This window comes from Jeotgalibacillus terrae, from assembly GCF_016908195.1.
Classification (GTDB): Bacteria; Bacillota; Bacilli; order Bacillales; family Jeotgalibacillaceae; genus Jeotgalibacillus; species Jeotgalibacillus terrae.
Map to the genome: position 1 here is coordinate 149,810 of NZ_JAFBDK010000001.1, position 19,493 is coordinate 169,302.

Annotated in this window: 18 protein-coding genes; 2 read left to right on the forward strand and 16 right to left on the reverse strand. The window is 41.5% G+C overall.

The window, feature by feature from the left end; all coding sequences use genetic code 11:
• The first annotated feature begins 143 nt into the window (after positions 1-143).
• Entirely contained in the window at positions 144-1,637 is a 1,494-nt protein-coding gene (zwf, locus tag JOD21_RS00830) for a glucose-6-phosphate dehydrogenase (RefSeq protein WP_204727759.1), read from the forward strand.
• 28 nt (positions 1,638-1,665) lie between these two features.
• Here zwf and JOD21_RS00835 read toward each other — a convergent pair whose 3' ends face one another.
• The 7 genes from JOD21_RS00835 to mce all read right to left on the reverse strand — a co-directional run bounded on the left by JOD21_RS00835 (position 1,666) and on the right by mce (position 8,644).
• Entirely contained in the window at positions 1,666-2,013 is a 348-nt protein-coding gene (locus JOD21_RS00835; protein ID WP_204727760.1) for a DoxX family protein, read from the reverse strand.
• Between the two features lie 54 nt (positions 2,014-2,067).
• On the reverse strand, positions 2,068-3,480 hold the full coding sequence (gene gndA / locus JOD21_RS00840) for an NADP-dependent phosphogluconate dehydrogenase (protein WP_204727761.1): 1,413 nt from the start codon (positions 3,478-3,480) through the stop codon (positions 2,068-2,070).
• 83 nt (positions 3,481-3,563) lie between these two features.
• Positions 3,564-4,793 carry a DNA polymerase IV gene (locus JOD21_RS00845; RefSeq protein ID WP_204727762.1) on the reverse strand — a complete coding sequence of 410 codons (1,230 nt, stop codon included), beginning with the start codon at positions 4,791-4,793 and terminating at the stop codon, positions 3,564-3,566.
• Between the two features lie 104 nt (positions 4,794-4,897).
• Positions 4,898-5,377: a chemotaxis protein CheW gene (locus tag JOD21_RS00850; protein WP_204727763.1), complete on the reverse strand. Its 480-nt coding sequence runs from the start codon at positions 5,375-5,377 to the stop codon at positions 4,898-4,900.
• Positions 5,378-5,501: 124 nt separating this feature from the next.
• Complete coding sequence (locus tag JOD21_RS00855) at positions 5,502-6,620, reverse strand: M20/M25/M40 family metallo-hydrolase (RefSeq protein WP_204727764.1); 1,119 nt, start codon at positions 6,618-6,620, stop codon at positions 5,502-5,504.
• A gap of 58 nt (positions 6,621-6,678) precedes the next feature.
• Positions 6,679-8,229: an acyl-CoA carboxylase subunit beta gene (locus JOD21_RS00860; RefSeq protein ID WP_204727765.1), complete on the reverse strand. Its 1,551-nt coding sequence runs from the start codon at positions 8,227-8,229 to the stop codon at positions 6,679-6,681.
• Positions 8,222-8,644, reverse strand: a complete 423-nt coding sequence (gene mce / locus JOD21_RS00865) for a methylmalonyl-CoA epimerase (protein ID WP_204727766.1) — start codon at positions 8,642-8,644, stop codon at positions 8,222-8,224. Before mce ends, JOD21_RS00860 begins: the two co-directional genes overlap by 8 nt.
• A 126-nt stretch (positions 8,645-8,770) precedes the next feature.
• On the opposite strand from mce, the gene prli42 reads away from it, so the two are divergent.
• Positions 8,771-8,869, forward strand: a complete 99-nt coding sequence (gene prli42, locus JOD21_RS00870) for a stressosome-associated protein Prli42 (RefSeq protein WP_152614722.1) — start codon at positions 8,771-8,773, stop codon at positions 8,867-8,869.
• 36 nt (positions 8,870-8,905) lie between these two features.
• Here prli42 and JOD21_RS00875 read toward each other — a convergent pair whose 3' ends face one another.
• The 9 genes from JOD21_RS00875 to JOD21_RS00915 all read right to left on the reverse strand — a co-directional run bounded on the left by JOD21_RS00875 (position 8,906) and on the right by JOD21_RS00915 (position 19,453).
• On the reverse strand, positions 8,906-9,880 hold the full coding sequence (locus JOD21_RS00875; protein WP_204727767.1) for an aromatic acid exporter family protein: 975 nt from the start codon (positions 9,878-9,880) through the stop codon (positions 8,906-8,908).
• An 83-nt stretch (positions 9,881-9,963) separates the two neighbouring features.
• Entirely contained in the window at positions 9,964-10,686 is a 723-nt protein-coding gene (locus JOD21_RS00880) for an ATP-binding cassette domain-containing protein (RefSeq protein ID WP_204727768.1), read from the reverse strand.
• Positions 10,679-11,332: an amino acid ABC transporter permease gene (locus tag JOD21_RS00885; protein WP_380269807.1), complete on the reverse strand. Its 654-nt coding sequence runs from the start codon at positions 11,330-11,332 to the stop codon at positions 10,679-10,681. Before JOD21_RS00885 ends, JOD21_RS00880 begins: the two co-directional genes overlap by 8 nt.
• Positions 11,333-11,414: 82 nt before the next feature.
• A complete protein-coding gene (locus tag JOD21_RS00890) occupies positions 11,415-12,209 on the reverse strand; it encodes a transporter substrate-binding domain-containing protein (protein WP_204727770.1) in 795 nt (264 codons plus the stop codon).
• Positions 12,210-12,587: 378 nt separating this feature from the next.
• Positions 12,588-13,025 carry a BrxA/BrxB family bacilliredoxin gene (locus JOD21_RS00895; RefSeq protein WP_204727771.1) on the reverse strand — a complete coding sequence of 146 codons (438 nt, stop codon included), beginning with the start codon at positions 13,023-13,025 and terminating at the stop codon, positions 12,588-12,590.
• Positions 13,026-13,263: 238 nt separating this feature from the next.
• Entirely contained in the window at positions 13,264-14,271 is a 1,008-nt protein-coding gene (gene meaB / locus JOD21_RS00900; protein WP_204727772.1) for a methylmalonyl Co-A mutase-associated GTPase MeaB, read from the reverse strand.
• Positions 14,264-16,420: a methylmalonyl-CoA mutase gene (scpA, locus tag JOD21_RS00905; protein WP_204727773.1), complete on the reverse strand. Its 2,157-nt coding sequence runs from the start codon at positions 16,418-16,420 to the stop codon at positions 14,264-14,266. The genes meaB and scpA overlap by 8 nt, the downstream gene beginning before the upstream one ends.
• A complete protein-coding gene (locus JOD21_RS00910) occupies positions 16,410-18,041 on the reverse strand; it encodes a methylmalonyl-CoA mutase family protein (protein ID WP_204727774.1) in 1,632 nt (543 codons plus the stop codon). The genes scpA and JOD21_RS00910 overlap by 11 nt, the downstream gene beginning before the upstream one ends.
• Positions 18,042-18,163: 122 nt before the next feature.
• On the reverse strand, positions 18,164-19,453 hold the full coding sequence (locus JOD21_RS00915; protein WP_204727775.1) for a dihydrolipoamide acetyltransferase family protein: 1,290 nt from the start codon (positions 19,451-19,453) through the stop codon (positions 18,164-18,166).
• Positions 19,454-19,493: the final 40 nt, after the last annotated feature.

Consider the following 19,493-nt stretch of genomic DNA (forward strand, 5'->3'; position numbering starts at 1 on the left):
GAATGTGTTTTAACAGATTAAATCATGTTACCTGTATGTTCAAGTTCAGCGTAAAGGTTGCATCTGATCGGGAGCCGCTATACAATTTAGATATTGCAAAGCCGGCATCACGCCGAATGAAACTATAAAGTGAGGTCCTGAAAGTGAAACAGACATCTACACCACCAACATTAATTATGATATTTGGCGCAACCGGAGACCTTGCTAAACGCAAATTGTATCCTTCATTATATCAGCTTTATCTAAAAGGAAGTCTGGAAAAACAATTTGCAGTGCTGGGTATCGGTCGCCGTGAATGGTCTAATGAACAATTCACAAAACACATCCGGGATTCATTAATGACTGCTTCTGATAACCATGACCATATTGATTCATTTATCGAGCATTGTGTTTATGAGTCACATGATGTTGAAGATTCCTCATCATACATAAAGCTTAAACACGTAGCTGATGAACTTGACGGAAAGTTTAACTTAGAAGGCAACAGAATTTTTTATCTTGCAATGGCTCCTGAGTTTTTCGGCACCATTACAGATCATTTGAAATCTGACGGGCTGACAGATAATAACGGTTTCTGCCGTCTTGTCATAGAAAAGCCGTTCGGACACAGTCTTCCTTCAGCAAATGCGCTGAATAATCAGATCAGACAATCATTTCCTGAAGAATCGATTTACCGGATTGACCATTATCTTGGTAAAGAAATGGTGCAGAACATCGAAGTAATCCGTTTTGCAAATGCACTGTTCGAACCATTATGGAATAGCCGCTTCATTTCAAATATCCAGATTACTTCTTCAGAAGTACTCGGCGTGGAAGAACGCGGGAGATATTATGAAAAAAGCGGTGCTCTGAGAGATATGGTACAAAACCATATGCTTCAGATGGTTGCACTGCTTGCAATGGAGCCTCCGATCAGTCTTAGCACAGATGAGATCAGAAGTGAAAAAGTACGCGTACTTCGTGCAATGCGTCCGATCGAAGGTGAAGAGGTGGACAATTATTTTGTCAGAGGTCAGTACGGATCTGATTACAAACGTGTTCAAAAGGGCTACAGGGAAAATGATAATGTAGATTCCGATTCCAATACGGAGACATATGTTGCCGGAAAAGTGATGATTGATAATTTCCGCTGGGCAGGTGTACCTTTTTATATCCGTACCGGGAAGAGCATGGCTGTTAAATCCACCAAAATTGTTGTGCAGTTCAAGGACATTCCGATGAATCTTTATTATAATAAAGAGCATTCACTTGATCCTAATCTGCTGGTCATTCATATTCAGCCCGATGAAGGTATTACACTTCACCTTAATGCTAAGAAAACTGCTCAGGGTATTGATACTGACAGTGTGAAGCTCAGCTATTCTGCAAGCAGTATCGACGGGATTAATACACCTGAAGCTTATGAAAAGCTGCTTTTAGACTGCATTTTAGGAGATGCGACTAACTTTACACACTGGGATGAAGTAAAGCATTCGTGGAGTTTTGTCGATAAAATCTCTGATCATTGGGAAAAAACAAAAGATACTTCGTTCCCGAATTATTTCGCAGGGTCAATGGGACCTCACAAAAGTGACCTGTTGCTTGAACAGGATGGTTTTGAGTGGTGGCCAATCGGCGAACTGGAAGTTGATGAATAAGCATACAAAAAAGTAAGGCATCTCTGCCTTACTTTTTTGCTATCTTCAATGCCCACTGAATCAGCGGAATTTGAAAAAGTACTCTTCCCCAAAGAGCAGCAGGCATCTTTTTTCCTGCAATCCTCACATTTTTCTTTGCCATATATATATTGGCCGGCCAGACGGCAACAAGAAAGAGCGCAAGCAGTTTCCCTGCAAGTTTTGCCCCTTTATCAAGTACCAGCATTGCCCCGATCACAATTTCAATCACACCTGTTATGTAGACAATGGCTTTTTTAAATGGTAAAGCAGGCGGGACGATCTTTCTGAAGTTTCTTTCCTTAAGAAAATGCATAATACCTGCATAGAATACGATTGCACCGTACAGTCTTCTCATGAGAGTCTCTCCATTCTATAATACCCGCCTTTCAAAATGAAAGGCGGGTATTGATTAATCTTCAATCCATTCAGTATGGAATGTACCTTCTTTATCAGTGCGCTCATACGTATGTGCGCCGAAATAGTCACGCTGAGCCTGAATCAGATTAGCCGGCAGAACCGCTGTACGGTAACTGTCATAGTAAGACAGCGCTGTAGAGAAGCCCGGTACCGGAATTCCATTCTTAACAGCAAGCGCAATCACTTCACGCAGTGCACTCTGGTAATTTTCAACAATTGACTTAAAGTAATCATCAAGCATCAGATTAGTCAAATGCGGATCTCTATCGTAAGCTTCTTTTATCTTTTGAAGGAACTGGGCACGGATAATACATCCTCCACGGAAAATCATCGCAATCTCACCGAATTTCAGATCCCAGTTATATTCTTCAGAAGCAGCTCTCATTTGAGCGAAGCCTTGTGCATAGGAAGCAATTTTAGACATATAAAGTGCGCGTCTGATCGCTTCAACCCACTCTTTTTTATCTTCTTCAGGTAACTTTGGTTCAGGTCCGCTTAAAATCCCGCTTGCCTTCACACGCTCATCTTTCAGTGCTGAAATAAACCGTGCAAATACTGATTCTGTAATGATCGGAAGTGGTGTACCAAGGTCAAGTGCGCTTTGGCTTGTCCATTTTCCGGTACCCTTTTGCCCTGCTTTATCAAGGATCACGTCTACCATCGGTTTACCGGTTTCATCATCATATTTTTTAAAGATATCTGCTGTAATTTCGATCAGATAGCTGTCGAGTTCACCTTTATTCCACTCTGTGAAAACTTCATGCAAGTCTTCAGCATTCAATCCAAGCACCTGCTTCATCAGGAAGTAGGATTCTGCAATCAGCTGCATATCCGCGTATTCAATCCCGTTATGCACCATTTTTACATAATGTCCCGCACCATCAGGGCCGATATACGTACTGCAGGCTTCCCCATTCACTTTTGCGGAAATTTCGTTGAAAATCGGCGCCACGAGATCATAGGCTTCTTTCTGTCCACCAGGCATAATTGAAGGGCCTGTCAGTGCGCCTTCTTCACCGCCGGATACGCCGGTACCGATAAAGTGTACACCATACTCACTTAACTCTTTGTTACGGCGGATTGTATCCTGATAAAATGTATTCCCGCCATCAATCAGAATATCACCCTTATCAAGTAAAGGCAGCAACCCTGAGATCGTTGCATCTGTAGCAGGACCTGCCTTTACCATGAGCATAATTTTTCTCGGTGTCTCAAGAGAATCCACAAACTCTTCCAGGCTATATGTACCGTGGATCTGCTTGCCTCCGGATTCATTTAACATATCGTCAACTTTTTCAGAAGACCGGTTATACACAGCAACTGAAAAACCTCTGCTTTCAATATTCCATGCAAGGTTTTTACCCATAACTGCCAAACCGACAACGCCAAATTGATGTTTTGACATAATCAACTTCCTTTCTGTCTTCGTTCTCCCTTTGATCCTAAACTATTGTATCATTAAACGCCAAAAAATCGAACGATGACCCTCTAATTATGGTCATCAAGAAAATCTTTGCTGAAACTGGTTTCTGCATTCTGGACACTTTTCGCGCTTTTCATCCCACGTGTCAGAATTCCTTTTCCGTGTTTCTCTTCAAGTTCTCTCATCACTTTTTCGACCGGCTCATACTTAACATCTTCCTCATATGAAAATAAATCAATCTGTTTATAAGCATGACTTTTATCAGCCAGATCTTGTACTGTGACACCGAGCAGTCTGACCGGCGTTCCGTTCCAATGCTTCAGAAAAAGTCCTTTTGCTTCTTCAGCTATATGATTTCTGTCATACAGCGGGTGACTGAGTGTAAGACTCCTGGTTATGGTTTTTCTGTTTTTAAAACGGATCATGATCTGTAGAGCATACCCGATCATCTGCTTCGTACTTAATCGTTCACTGACCTTTTCTGACAGCTGCTCAATTACTTTTAACAGTTCACTTTGATTTGTCAGATCCTTTGGCAGCGTAGTTGAATTCCCTACACTTTTGTAATCATAGATACTTTCCGGGTCCACTTTTCTCGAATCAATCCCATTTGCTCTGTTCTTCAGCTTCAGTCCATTAATACCAAGCAATACTTTCAATTTTATTTCATCAGCTGATGCAAGATCTCCAATGGTCTCGATGGAAAGAGAAGATAATTTTTCAGCCGTTTTCTCCCCTACTCCGTTCATCTCACGGATTGGCATGGGCCAGAGTTTGTGCTCAATTTCTCTTTTTCTCAGCACTGTTATCCCCATCGGTTTTTTCATATCCGAAGCCATTTTAGAAAGAAACTTATTTGGAGAAACACCAATACTGCACGGAAGATCAAGCTCCCTTAGAATTCTGTCCTGAATTTCTTTAATCAACTCTATCGGGTTTCCTTCAACCTCCGTGATATCCATATATCCTTCATCAATTGATACAGGTTCAACCATCGTAGTATAACTTCTCAGAATATCAAAAATGGCTTTAGAGGCCTGTCTGTAGCGTGTGAAATCAGGTCTGAGTACAATCAGCTCAGGACAAAGCTTCAGTGCTTCATGAACCTGCATAGTGGTTTTGACACCTTTACTCCTCGCCTCATAGCTGCAGGTGACAACAATGCCTCTCCGCTCTTCAGGATTACCTGCAATCGCAATCGCCTTCCCTTTCAGTTCCGGCTGATGAGCAGCTTCAACTGAAGCATAAAAGCTGTTCATATCAATATGGAGAATAATTTTTCCACTTCCGCTCATCAACTCAATCCCTTCTATTGTTCACTACTGAAAATATTACACGAAAATCACACAAAAAAAAATGTTCCTTCATAAAGGAACATCTGTTAAATCATGATCTATAATCAGGAAATTTCCTGTGATTTGGCTTCAGCTATATAATCCCTGATTTCTTTCATTCCATCGAGACTCTCTGTCAGAACCTCAGGATCAATGATGGTAATCAAGCGATTTTCCAGTTGTGCAACTGAAGTGAAATACTCTGTTTTTCTGTATGCTGCGAGCCCTATTTCTTTTAGGCGCTCTGACGGAATATCAATGATTTCCTTTGCATCTCTTACACGTACGGCGAGTGAAAGCTGTTCTGTCTTCAATACAAGCATCTTTGATTCTTCAGCAACCAGCGGCCTGCTGTAAAGGATCTCTTCAAAGTCCAAAACAGGGACAAGCTCTCCCCTTACTTCAGTGATCCCGGGCATATATGCGGGAAGATGCGGAACAGGTGTTACTTTCTCTTCTTTTTCAATTGATATAACTGATTGAATTGAAATGGCGTATTCTTCGTTTCCACACTTAAAAACAACTGCTTTTAATCCATCTTCCATAACTAATTTCCCCCTTTTTCGAATGATACTAATGTACCATAAAACAACAGGGTTTTCCATAATTATTTAGTTTACATAATAATATTATGAGCAAATCAATAAAAAAGCAGGAAAACCTGCTTTTTTATTGATTGCTTTCTTTCACAATCTGAGTCAATAATTCACTTAATTTAACTAATTCATCAACCGGCATACGCTCATTGGTTGTATGGATTTCTTCATAGCCCACTGCAAGGTTTACAGTCGGCACACCCATACCTGCAATGACATTCGCATCGCTTCCTCCACCGCTTGTCAGTAGCTCGGAAGTTCTGCCGATTGCCTTTGCTGCCTTCTTCGCCAACTGAACAACATGGTCGTTTTCACTGAATTTAAAGCCCGGGTACATTACCTGGATCTCAACATCAGCCCTGCCACCCATTTCCTCGGCTGCATCTTCAAAAGCTTTTTTCATTTCCTGTGCCTGTTTTTCCATTTTTTCAGGAACCAATGATCTTGCTTCTGCTAATACATCTACACGGTCACAGACGATATTAGTGGCACTTCCACCTTCAAAGCGGCCAATATTTGCAGTAGTCTCTTCATCAAGACGGCCAAGGTTCATGTTTGCAATTGCTTTAGAAGCGATTGTAATAGCTGACACACCTTTTTCAGGTGCTACGCCGGCATGTGCCGTTTTTCCGTGAATGACAGCCTTGATTTTTGCCTGAGTCGGAGCTGCTACGATAATATTTCCAACTTGTCCATCACTGTCTACAGCATAACCGTACTTTGCTTTTACATAAGATGGATCAAGCGCTTTAGCACCAACAAGTCCTGATTCTTCACCGGCAGTAATGATAAATTGAATATCTCCGTGGCTGATATTCTGTTCTTTCAATTGAAGAATCATTTCAATCATCGCAGCAATACCTGCTTTATCATCCGCACCAAGGATGGTTGAACCATCAGAATAAATGTATCCATCCTCTTTGATGACAGGGTTAATTCCTTTCCCTGGCGTAACTGTATCCATGTGGGATGTGAAGTAAATCGTATCAGCTGATTGATCCTGTCCTTTTAGCGTGATAATCAGGTTATTAGCACCGTGCCCGGTCTCTTTCATACTGTCGTCTTCTTCAATCTCACAGCCAAGCTCTGTGAATATTTTCTTCAGCACTTTAGAAATGTCAGATTCGTATTTCGTTTCAGAATCTACTTTAACAAGTTCAATAAATTGATTCACTACACGTTCTTTATTCATCTAAAAACCTCCGAAAAAATCATAATAAGTATTAAGTATAACGAAGAACTGTCACTTATTACAGCGGTATGTTTCCGTGCTTTTTCTTTGGACGTTCTTCATGCTTGTTTCTCATCATCTCAAGCGCCTGGATCAGCTTAATTCTCGTTTCTCTCGGATCAATCACATCGTCCACCATTCCTCTTGAAGCAGCCACAAATGGGTTTGCGAACTTTTCACGGTATTCCTCAATCTTTTTAGCTCGTGTTACTTCAGGCTCATCACTGTTTGCAATCTCTCTGGCAAAAATAATATTGGCAGCCCCCTGTGGTCCCATTACTGCAATTTCTGCATTCGGCCATGCAAAAACAAGGTCTGCTCCAATTGATTTACTGTTCAATGCCACGTAAGCCCCACCATAAGCTTTACGTAAAATGACTGTCATCTTCGGTACGGTAGCTTCTGAATAGGCATACAGAATTTTTGCACCGTGTCTGATAATCCCACCGTGCTCCTGTTTAATACCCGGGAAGAATCCGGTTACATCTTCAAACGTGATAATCGGAATATTAAATGAATCACAAAAGCGGATAAACCTTGATGCTTTATCACTTGAATCAATATCAAGACCGCCTGCCATTACTTTCGGCTGGTTACACACAAGTCCAACTGTCTCACCTTTGATTCTTGCAAAACCTACGACAATATTGCGTGCAAATTCTTTCTGCACTTCCATAAATGAGTTTTTATCCACAACGTGATCAATGACAATTCTGACATCATAGGGACGCAGCGGATCGAATGGAATCGCATCAGCTAAGTCCGGTCTGTCATCAGATTCATCCGGCACATCGGCTACTGGTGGCTGTTCTTCATTGGACTGCGGCAGGTAGCTAAGCAGCTGTCTAACCTGCTCAAGCGTTTCCTGTTCAGTTTCAGCACGGAAATGAGCGTTTCCACTGATAGAATTATGTATTTTCGATCCGCCCAGATCCTCTGAAGATATTTTTTCACCTGTTACTGTTTCAATTACTTTAGGTCCTGTAATAAACATCTGGCTTGTTTTATCCACCATGAAAACAAAATCAGTAATAGCTGGAGAATAAACTGCGCCACCCGCACACGGTCCCATTATGACAGAGATCTGTGGCATTACGCCGGAATAGATGGAATTACGGTAAAAAATCTGACCGTATCCATCTAATGAAACGACACCTTCCTGGATCCGGGCGCCTCCTGAATCATTCAATCCAATAAACGGAGCCCGGTTTTTTGCTGCAAGATCCATTACATTTGCAATTTTAGCTGCGTGCATTTCCCCAAGCGCACCACCAAATACAGTAAAGTCCTGTGAAAATAAATATATCGGGCGTCCGTTTACTTTGCCATAACCGGTTACAACACCATCCCCGGGTCCCTTTTGTGATTCCATTCCAAAATCTCCGCAGCGGTGCTCAATAAAAGGATTCAATTCTACAAAAGACCCCTTATCCACTAAAAGATCGATTCTTTCACGGGCTGTCAGCTTGCCTTTTTCATGCTGCTTATCAATGCGCTCATCTCCGCCTCCGAGCTCAATTTCCCGTTTTTTATCGTATAACTCATTAATTTTTTCGAACATATCACTCATGATGACTGCCTCCTTTATAATCGTGATCGCAAAGTTCATATAGCACACCATGTGCCTGTTTAGGATGCAGGAATGCGACCTGGGCACCGCCCGCTCCGGTTTTTGAACCCTCTGAGGTAAACTTTAGCCCTTTGCTTTTCAGTTCTTCCATTCTTTGATCAATATCGCTCACGCCAAATGCCACATGGTGAATGCCTTCACCTCTCTTATTAATAAAAGCTGCAATTGGAGAATCACTGTTCAGCGGTTCAAGTAATTCAATTTTAATATTCCCGGCATCTAAAAATGCTACTTTGACTCCCTGGGAATCAACTGTTTCCTGCTTCAGTAAAGTAAGCGCTAACATATTAGTGTAAAAAGGCAGTGCTTCTTCAATTGATTTAACTGCTACTCCGATATGATCTGTTTTTTTCATTAGAATTCCCCTTTCAGACGGCTACTTTTCTATTGTAACGATATCAGCTGAAGTTGACTACTACTTGCGAAGGATTGTACAGGCGTGTACAATTAAATCAATATGCTGTAAAAGGAGCGAATCATTTTGCGCAACCGCAAATTCAGAACTTTTATTGTTTACCTGATGATTTTTGCGATGCTGGCTTCGACGCTTGCTATCGGATTATCAATGGTTGTATTTTAAAAAATGGAGCAGTGGATCACAGGATCCGCTGCTCCTTTACATTTCTGCCTGTCTTCTTGATAATGGAATCCCTCTGAAGGATTGTTTCAGCTGCAGGTATTCTTCCATTTCACGTATAAACTGAAACAATGCTGCCCTCGTCTCAAATTCGTTACGCTCTCTTGGCATTGGCATTTCTTCTATCAGCAGCTTCATGTCAAACAACTTTTTCAAATATAAGACTGCTGTGTTTCCCGGATGAATATGCGTGCTTAAATCTTCAACGAACTCAGCAATCATTTCCCTCTGCTCGACTTCAGAATTTAAGCTTTGCAACAGAGGCAGCATCCTTTTGATGAGCACAAACTGCTTTTCTCTCATCGTAAAATAGAGATAATAAATATTCTCATTTCTTAAAAAGTGATTTTCAACATCCTGAAAAGCAATCGTTTTCCCCTCTTTAATCAGAGCTTCTGTTTCCTTTAACAAATGATCATTCCACTCTGAATGAGTATCTCTCAGGTATGCGGACATCTGCTCAAAAATCTCCTTGAATTGTTCTTCAATCTGCATCTGCATGTTTCCCATTTTACTTTCAACACTCGGCATGTACAAGTTCATCAAAAGCGCAGTGATCACCCCGATCGTCAGAAGCATTAATTCATTACCAATCAGAGCGAACGTAATATGGTTACTTGTATACAGATGCAAAATAATGACACTGCTTGTCACAATTCCTTCTTTGATCTTCAGGGCTACAGCAGTTGGTATGAAAAACAGAATTAACAGCCCGATGGTAACAGGATGGTAAGCGATCCCTTCAAAAATGAAAAAAGAAAATATCATGGCGATTATACATGCTGCAACCCTGCTCCAGGACGCTTTAACAGATTTCCGCTTTGTATTTTGTATGCATAAAATGGTAATGATTCCTGCGGATGCAAAATTTTCAAGCCCGAGCATTCCGGCAACCGCAATGGCAATCGCAGTCCCTGCAGCTGTTTTTATGGTGCGATATCCGATTCGAAACATTCGTTCTTCCTTTCTTTCACATATATGAAATAGAAAAAATTTAAACCCAAAGTATCGATATACTTTGGGTAACGTCAGATTTATTATAACACTTTTTGAAGGAAATTCTGCGCTCTTTCTGAGGAAGGTGAACTGAAAAATGATGTTGGATCTGCCTGTTCTACAAGCATTCCCTCGTCCATAAAGATCACTCTGTCAGCTACTTCTCTCGCAAAGCCCATTTCATGAGTGACAATCATCATCGTCATACCGGTTTTCGCGAGTGACTTCATTACATCAAGTACTTCTTTTACCATCTCAGGATCAAGCGCTGAAGTAGGCTCATCAAACAGCATAACATTTGGCTGCATAGCGAGTGCTCTGGCAATTGCCACACGCTGCTTTTGTCCGCCTGATAACCTGTTTGGATATTCGTCTGCTTTTTCTGACAGTCCGACTTTAGCGAGCAGCTCTCTGCCAAGCTGATCTGCTTCCTGCTTTTGAACACCCTTTACTTTTAATGGTGCATATGTGACATTTTCAAGCACAGTCATATGCGGGAACAAGTGAAAATGTTGGAACACCATCCCGACCTCTGAACGCAGCTTCTGAGGGTTGAATTTTTTGCCTGTTACTTCATCCTGTCCAATCACAATTTTCCCTGATGTAGGTTCTTCAAGCAGATTCAAACAACGCAGAAAAGTGGATTTCCCTGAACCTGATGGCCCGATCACCACGACAACTTCTCCTTCTTTAATTTCTGCGGTGATATCTTTCAAGACCTCTAGTTGTCCAAATGATTTATATAATCCTTCTACTTTAATCACTTTTTCTCATTCTCCCTTCAACCCATTTACCGGCAAATGTCAGAACCAGTACCATAAGATAATAAATCATTCCGGCAAATAACAATGGTTCTAAAAATGAAAATTTATCACTGCCGACGATATAAGCTCTTCTCATGATATCAGTAACACCGATGACTGTCACAATCGCTGACTCTTTTGTCAGAGTAATAAATTCATTCATTAAAGCAGGCAGGATGTTTTTTAGTGCCTGCGACAAAATAACGTCTTTCATCATTTTATTATATGGCACACCAAGCGCCATAGCAGCTTCACGCTGTCCTTTATCCACCGCCTGGATCCCTGCACGGATAATTTCCGATATATATGCCGCAGAGTTTAAACCGAATGATAAAATTGCTGCAGTATAAGCTTCGATCTGTACCCCGAAGAGCTGAGGTGATGCATAATAGATGATCATCAGCTGCAGTACAAGCGGCGTTCCTCTGAAAATAGATGTATAGCCGTCTGCAAACCATCTCAAAAATGGGATTCTCCCGATTTTAAATAAGGATAAAATAATACCAATTGCAAAACCGAGTAACCCTGCGATTAAAACGATTTGTAATGTTACCCAGATCCCCTGTAGGATATATGGCATCGATGGGACGATTTGTTCGAAATTCATACTCAATCAGCCTTCCTGTCGTGATATTTAGAAACAAAGCGAAACAATAAAAGAGTGCTCTAAAGCAGCACTCTTTTAAAATTTATTCGGACGCTTCTGCGTCGAACCATTTTTCAGCCAGCTTTTCAAGTTCACCTGACTCTTCAAGCTCAGCAAGTACTTCATTAAACTGCTCTGTCCATTCGCTGCCAAGAGGTAATGCTATAGCAGAACCGGCTTCCTGTTCTTCTACTTCAATTGTGTTACCTGTCAATTCCTCGCTATTATTCAGATATCCTTCTGCTACAGTATTTTCAACGATAATCGCATCAAATCTCTCATTAATCACATCCTGCATTAATTCAGGAATACGGTTTCTCGTTTCAACTGTCACATCCATTTCCTCTGCAAGCCCATCAACATACTCCTGCTGAATAGAACCAAGTTGAACGCCAACTGTTTTTCCATCAAGATCCTCAGGAGATGTGATCCCGCTGCCATCAAGAGAAATGATCATATCCTGTGCCACATAATAAATATCAGTGAATTCAACGTTCTGTTTTCTTTCTTCTGTCGGCGTCATCGCAGCCAATACAAAATCAACCTGCTCATTTTGTAAAGCTGTAATCAGTCCGCTGAATTCCATATCTTTAATCGTGAATTCAAATCCGAGTTCGTCTGCAATCATATTAGCAAGGTCGATATCATAACCGATAATTTCTTCCCCGTTCGCAGTATCAACGTATTCAAAAGGTTTGTAATCTGCTGAAGTTCCCATTACAAGCTGCGGCTTATCTTCTGATGAATTTTCTGTTGAAGATCCTGATTGATCCTCAAAACCGCAAGCTGATAATACCAGCGCACCCGTCAGTGCAGATACAAATAACATTTTTTTCATTTCAATTCCCCCAAAAACGTATTTTAATACAATAACTTGTATATTTATTATATTTTTATTCTATCACCCTCTCATGATCTTGCAATACTTTTTTAATAAATGAATAAATATAAAATTATTCAGATTTTTCAATCAATATATGGACATAAGAAAAAACCGTGCACACGGCACGGTTTTTAAATTTTAGCTCTGTTAAAGGTGGCTGTTGATTTCCGCTTCAGAGGGAACGCTTTCCGCAGGGCGTGCGGTGAGCCTCCTCGAAGCTACGCTTCTGCGGGGGCTCACCTGTCACGCTTCTCCTGCTGGAGTCGTCCCCCTTCCGCTCCAATCACCATCTGTGCTAAAACAACATTGGGCTTTAACATAGCCTAAATTTTATTATAATTCTTTACAGTGCACTTCAAACAGACTCTGAAGGTTTGCAATTACTGACATTGGATCGTGACCTTCAATTTCATGTCTTTCGACCATTGAAATGATTTTTCCGTCTTTCAGTAATGCAAAAGATGGAGATGACGGCGGATAGCCTTCAAAATAGCTTCTGGCTTTCGCTGTCGCTTCTTTATCCTGTCCTGCAAATACGGTAACAAGACGGTCGGGACGCTTATCATAATGGATCGCATGTGAAGCTGCAGGACGGGCAATACCGCCTGCACAACCGCAAACCGAATTAACCATTACAAGAGTCGTACCTTCTTTTTCAAGCGTTTCTTCAACTTCCTCAGGTGTAGTCAGCTGCTCGTAACCTGCAGCTTCAATTTCTTCTCTCGCCTGACGGACTACATCATTCATAAATATATTAAAATCCATGCTCATTTTCCGACTCTCCTTTAAAGGTGATTACAATTTAATCATAGATGACAACCGCATGTTTATCAACTATATACAATTAACAACATTCCAAAAAATGTGGCTGAATAAAATAAAAAAGGTTTATTTTTTTTTAACCGTGGAATAATAGCTACTAGGATCTAGATTTAACCCCTAAACTCCCTAGATTTCTTTGACGGCAGAATTTCTGCCGTCCTTTTTTGTTTTAAGCTACTCAAAAGACTTAATCAAACAAAAGTTCTGCTGCTTCTGAAGGAGACACTTCACCACTACGGACTTTTTCTTCCAGTATTTTAAGTTGAAGCTTTTTCTGATCATTAAAGAAAGTTTCATTCAGCTTTATCTGTATAAGCTGATTCATCCAGTCAACTGACTGTCTACTGCGACGTTTGTGAAACTCTCCTGTTTTTTTTGTTGCTTCGATAAATTCAAATACTGCATCCCAAACATCATTAATACCGTCATTATATAATGCTGAGCAGGTATAGGCTTTCGGTTTCCATCCTTTTGTAGCTGGTGTGATAAATCTTAAAATCTGATTGTAATCGTGCATTGTTTTAACTGCCTGTTCTTTATTGGCGCCATCCGCTTTATTAATGACAATGGCATCAACAAGTTCCATGATCCCTTTTTTCATCCCCTGCAGTTCGTCACCCGCCCCGGTCAATGAAAGTAGCAGGAAGAAATCAGTCATGCCTCTTACTATCCCTTCACTTTGGCCTACCCCGACAGTTTCAACCAGAATAAGGTCATAACCGGCTGCTTCACAGAGCAGAATCGTTTCCCTTGTCATTCTTGCCACACCGCCAAGAGTGCCTGAGGAGGGGGAAGGTCTGATAAATACATCAGGGTGATGCGCAAGAAATTCCATTCTGGTCTTATCACCAAGAATACTGCCTCCGGATAAAGATGAGCTTGGATCTACTGCAAGCACAGCAGTTTTATGTTTTTTGCTGACAGCTGTTTTACCAAAAGCCTCTATCCATGTACTCTTTCCTGCACCAGGCACACCAGTGATTCCAACTCTTACACTATCTCCTGTATACGGTAAAATCAGCTGAATCAGGTCATTTGCAGTCTGTCTGTGATGTCTTGCATGGCTTTCAATGATTGTAATACCTTTTGATAAAGCTCCTCTGTCACCTTTAATCATTTTTTCAGCCAGGTGTTTAACATCAATTTCTTCCCTAACCTTCTTTTGAAAAACTCTTCTTTTTTTAGGATTAGTCATCCTGCATAACTTCCTCGTATCCAAGGCGGAGATAAATTTCTTCAATTACTTTTTCAGCAGCTGCCGGTATGACCGTACCCGGGCCAAAGATGGCAGATGCACCATTATTCAATAAATAGGCATAGTCCTGGGCAGGAATGACACCGCCGATTACGACCATGATATCTTCCCTGTTCCACTTTTTCAGTTCATTTATAAGCGCTGGCACAAGTGTTTTATGACCTGCAGCAAGTGAGCTGACTCCGATCACATGAACATCATTTTCTACAGCCTGAGCTGCAGTTTCTTCAGGCGTCTGGAACAACGGGCCGATATCCACATCGAAACCGAGGTCTGCAAAGGCAGTGGAAATCACTTTTGCCCCCCGGTCATGCCCATCCTGACCCATCTTAGCAATTAAGATTCTCGGTCTTCTCCCTTCATTGTCCATAAAGGCCTGAGTCATTTCACGCACGTTATCAATCGCATCTGCATCAGAGTAGGCATCACTGTAAACACCGCTGACTGATCGAATCACCGCCTGATGTCTTCCGCATACTTTTTCAACTGCGTCTGAGATTTCTCCAAGCGTGGCTCTCAGTCTTGCAGCATAAATGGCTTTTTCAAGCAGATTTGCTTCACCCGACTCTGCAGCTTCAGTCAGATCGTTTAACGCTTCATTCACCGCTGTCTCATCCCGTTCATCACGCATTCTTTGAATCCGTTCAATCTGTGCCTGGCGTACTTTCTCGTTATCGATTGATAAAATATCCATTTCATCTTCCTGATCCAGGCGGAAGCGGTTCACACCGATAATCACTTCTTTGCCCGAATCAATTTTCGCCTGTCTTTTAGCAGCGGCTTCTTCAATCCGCATCTTTGGCAGGCCGGTTTCAATCGCTTTTGTCATGCCGCCAAGAGATTCGATTTCTTCAATATGGGCCCACGCCTTATCCATGATTTGCTGAGTCAGTGATTCAACATAATAAGAGCCTCCCCATGGATCGATTACATTGGTGATACCAGTTTCTTCCTGAAGATAAAGCTGCGTATTTCTTGCAATTCTTGCTGAGAAGTCAGTCGGGAGAGCAATTGCTTCATCAAGTGCATTCGTATGGAGCGACTGAGTATGTCCCATTGCCGCAGCGTGTGCTTCCATCAATGTTCTCATGACGTTGTTATATGGATCCTGCTCTGTTAATGACCATCCTGATGTCTGAGAATGCGTCCGCAGCATCAGTGATTTTGGATTTTCAGGGTTAAAAGGTTTAATCAGCTGCGCCCACATATTCCTTGCAGCTCTCATTTTTGCAACTTCCATAAAGTAGTTCATCCCGATTCCCCAGAAAAAAGAGAGCCTTGGCGCAAACTTGTCTATATCAATCCCTGCTTTTAATCCGGTTCTTACATACTCAAGTCCGTCTGCGAGCGTATATGCAAGTTCCACATCAGCAGGTGCCCCGGCTTCCTGAATATGATAACCGGAAATCGAGATTGAATTGAACTTCGGCATATGTCCTGCTGTATATGAAAAGATGTCAGCAATAATCTTCATCGACATCTCAGGAGGATAAATATACGTGTTTCTCACCATATATTCCTTCAAAATATCGTTTTGAATTGTACCTGACAGTTGTTCAGGGCTGACTCCCTGCTCTTCTGCTGCAACAATATAAAAAGCCATGATTGGCAGAACTGCACCATTCATTGTCATGGAGACAGACATTTTATCAAGGGGAATTCCGTCAAAAAGTATTTTCATGTCTTCAACTGAATCAATTGCTACACCCGCTTTTCCTACATCCCCAGTTACTCTTTTATGATCGGAATCATATCCACGGTGCGTGGCAAGGTCGAAAGCAACAGATAAACCCTTTTGACCCATTTCGAGGTTTCGGCGGTAAAATGCATTACTTTCCTCAGCAGTCGAGAATCCAGCATATTGTCTGATTGTCCACGGTCTTGTCGTATACATCGTCGGGTACGGACCTCTTGTAAAAGGGGCTGTCCCTGGAAGTTCGTTCACATAGTCAGCTTGTTCAACATCCGTTGAAGTATAATACGAATTAATTTCAATTTCTTCGTTTGTAATCATTGGCCTGCTGTCTGCCTTTGTGGTATTTGTATAATCAGACCATTTGAATGAACTTTTCTTAAATTCAGGCTTCATGACCATTTGCTCCCTTCTGACCAAACAATACTTCTTCAAGAAATGAGATCATATCCATACCGCTGTATATAACCCCATCAAGTCCTCTAGCTTCATACTTTCCAGCTGCAAATACCTTTTGTCCTGCTTTTTTTGATTGAATGACACCGAATAAATATTCTTCATATGCTTTATCAGAACCGCAGACGATGATCACTTGCGCTTCATTATTATTAATATCAGGTACGATCCCTGCAGCTGAGAATACACCTTTCACAAAATCTGCCCGCGGTTTGTAATCTTTTAATTCACCCACAGGATAAAGTGATACACTCGCAGTTGAAGTCGTTTTTACCTTCTGGATCAGAAGGTCCCAGGAATAGCCTGCTGTTTCCGGTATGTGTTTCAGAATATTCTTTTCTGGTGGTGCATATTTGTTCAAACCAACGAGTGATTGTTTTCTGGTACGAACATCCTGATCTCTTTTATCAAAGACTGTTTTAATCTCATTCATGAATTCACTGTAGACATGCTCTATGCCCTTGTTATCTTCAATCTCACAAAATTGTTCCCATGCCTTTTCAGCAATTTCTTTTGTCAGATGTTCAACATAGTAAGACCCGCCTGCAGGATCAATCTGGTTTTGCAGGAACATTTCTTCCTTTAAAATCAGGAGTATATTTCTCGCAGCACGAATTGCCTGCTGGGAGGGTTTTTGTTTAAACCAGTCATACGGTTTTGCACTGATATAATCAGCACCGCCGAGAACAGCTGCAAAAGCTTCATTCCCGCTTCTCAGCATATTTGTATGTTCATCCTGTGTTAATTTTGTAAATTGAGCAGTTTCAGCACCAATTGTCACTGTGTGTGTGACACCATACTGAGACATGAAATGATGCCATAGTGCCCGGAAAGCTCTCAGCTTTGAAATTTCCATAAAGAAATCTGAGCCGATTGCAAATTCCACATGAATCTTAGAACAAATCTTATCAATTGCCCATCCATGGTGATCAGCTTTTCTGATCACGCTGCTTGCCTGAGAAAGAATAAATGCAAGCTCCTGAATCATATTCGCCCCTTTTTGATGAATTGAAATACTAGAGAGGATCACACTTTTCAATTCGGGGTGCGTCTGATCAATTTCTTTCATCTCTGTAAAGGCTTCATCCGTCGTATTATTTTGAACCTGGCTACCCCAGTCCCTTCCCAGAACACCTCTTACTTTCCGGTCACTCAGGGCCTGGATCCAGGGGTTCCCGTCCTGATGTTTTATATAGATATGTAATTCGTCTTTTAAGCTAAACAGGCTGACGGCATCCTGAGCGTTAAAACAGCCGGATGTCTCACTATCTAATGCGACTATGTCAGAACCTCTGGTTAACTCTTCTCTTGCAGCTGAAATCAGCTTAGATGCTTGAAGTCCAAATGCCTGCTGCGCAATAAGCCAGTCAGGGTTAGGTTTCCAGTACCTTGAAATATGGCTGTCGTCTGTTTCAGGTCTGTCTGTATATAAAGGATGTAACGTAATTCCTTCCGGCGTCATTTTATTTAATGAATCAACCGGCTTTCCTTTTAACACTTTTTCCACCTGTTCAATCCACTCTTCATATGAAGCTGCCGGAAATACTGTTTTATTATTCATGTTGTTGCTGCTGTGCAGCTTTCCCCCTTATGTAATCGTTTTCAATTCTCTCAATACCAGTATAGTGAAAAGTTGAGACATTGAAAAGAGAGCCGCCAGTATAAACTGGCGGCCTGAGCTAATTAATATACAGTAGTATTTTCAGATGTATTCTCTAAGATTTCTTTTACGCGCTGCAAGAACCTCCCGCACACAAGACCATCAAGTACGCGGTGGTCAAGTGAAAGACAAAGGTTAACCATGTCGCGCACAGCGATCATGCCATTATTCATCACTACAGGCCTTTTCACAATTGATTCAACCTGTAAAATTGCTGCCTGCGGGTGATTGATAATACCCATAGACTGTACAGAACCGAATGAGCCGGTATTATTTACTGTAAATGTCCCGCCCTGCATCTCTTCGGACTTCAACTTTCCTGCACGTACTTTTCCTGCAAGCTCATTAATTTCACGGCCGATTCCTTTGATTGTTTTTTCATCTGCATGCTTAATAACTGGTACAAATAACGCATCGTCTGTAGCAACTGCGATAGAGATATTAATATCTTTTTTCTGAATGATTTTATCCCCGGCCCACATTGAATTCATCTGAGGGAATTCTTTTAGTGCCTGCGCTACTGCTTTAACAAAGAATGCGAAATAAGTAATATTGAATCCTTCTTTTTGCTTGAACTCACCTTTGATTGAGTCGCGGTATTGAACAAGGTTTGTTACATCCACTTCCATCATTGTCCATGCATGAGGTGCTTCATGCTTACTTTTCAGCATGTTGGCAGCAATCGCTTTTCTTACACCTGTTACTGGGATTTCAATATCTCCAGGTGCAGATTGGATATCCTGCTTCGGTGCAGCAGGCTTCGGTGCCGCCTGGGCTGCAGGCTTCTGTTCAGGTGCAGGTTCAGCCGGCTTTTGGTCTGCAGTTGGAATCTCCCCTGAATCAATGATTTTTTGAAGATCTTTTCTTGTAATGCGCCCTTCTTTACCTGAGCCTTCAACAAGTGACAGGTCAATACCGTGCTCCTGTGACATTTTCATCACTGCAGGTGAGAACCTTGTACCAGTCTGTTTCGTTTGAGGTTTTTTAGTGTCAGATGCTGACTTTTTCTCATTTGAAACCGGCGCTTCAGATTTCTCTTCTTTCTTTTCAGCAGGTTCCTCTGCAGATCCGCCTTCTACTTCGATTGAGCAGATTACTTCTCCGACCTCAAGTGTGTCACCTTCATTTGCGATCAGCTCTTTAATAACGCCTGTAAATGAAGACGGCACTTCTGCATTGACCTTATCTGTATTCACTTCAGCAATCGGATCATATTTATTAACAGAATCTCCCGGCTGCACGAGCCATTTTTCAATCGTACCCTCAGTAACAGATTCACCAAGCTGAGGCATCGTCATTTTTTCAATACCCAAGGAAATAGCCTCCTTTTTATTGTGCTCTGCTAAAAGTCTT

Bases quoted from the DNA above. Each gene is read 5' to 3' on its own strand.
- JOD21_RS00850 (WP_204727763.1), bottom strand. From the start codon at position 5,377: ATGGAAGATGGATTAAAAGCAGTTGTTTTTAAGTGTGGAAACGAAGAA.
- JOD21_RS00855 (WP_204727764.1), bottom strand. From the start codon at position 6,620: ATGAATAAAGAACGTGTAGTGAATCAATTTATTGAACTTGTTAAAGTA.
- mce (WP_204727766.1), bottom strand. From the start codon at position 8,644: ATGAAAAAAACAGATCATATCGGAGTAGCAGTTAAATCAATTGAAGAA.
- JOD21_RS00875 (WP_204727767.1), bottom strand. From the start codon at position 9,880: ATGTTTCGAATCGGATATCGCACCATAAAAACAGCTGCAGGGACTGCG.
- JOD21_RS00885 (WP_380269807.1), bottom strand. From the start codon at position 11,332: ATGAATTTCGAACAAATCGTCCCATCGATGCCATATATCCTACAGGGG.
- gndA (WP_204727761.1), bottom strand. From the start codon at position 3,480: ATGTCAAAACATCAATTTGGCGTTGTCGGTTTGGCAGTTATGGGTAAA.
- JOD21_RS00845 (WP_204727762.1), bottom strand. From the start codon at position 4,793: ATGAGCGGAAGTGGAAAAATTATTCTCCATATTGATATGAACAGCTTT.
- meaB (WP_204727772.1), bottom strand. From the start codon at position 14,271: ATGACTAATCCTAAAAAAAGAAGAGTTTTTCAAAAGAAGGTTAGGGAA.
- JOD21_RS00890 (WP_204727770.1), bottom strand. From the start codon at position 12,209: ATGAAAAAAATGTTATTTGTATCTGCACTGACGGGTGCGCTGGTATTA.
- JOD21_RS00910 (WP_204727774.1), bottom strand. From the start codon at position 18,041: ATGAATAATAAAACAGTATTTCCGGCAGCTTCATATGAAGAGTGGATT.
- JOD21_RS00860 (WP_204727765.1), bottom strand. From the start codon at position 8,229: ATGAGTGATATGTTCGAAAAAATTAATGAGTTATACGATAAAAAACGG.
- JOD21_RS00835 (WP_204727760.1), bottom strand. From the start codon at position 2,013: ATGAGAAGACTGTACGGTGCAATCGTATTCTATGCAGGTATTATGCAT.
- scpA (WP_204727773.1), bottom strand. From the start codon at position 16,420: ATGAAGCCTGAATTTAAGAAAAGTTCATTCAAATGGTCTGATTATACA.
- JOD21_RS00895 (WP_204727771.1), bottom strand. From the start codon at position 13,025: ATGAGCATGGATTTTAATATATTTATGAATGATGTAGTCCGTCAGGCG.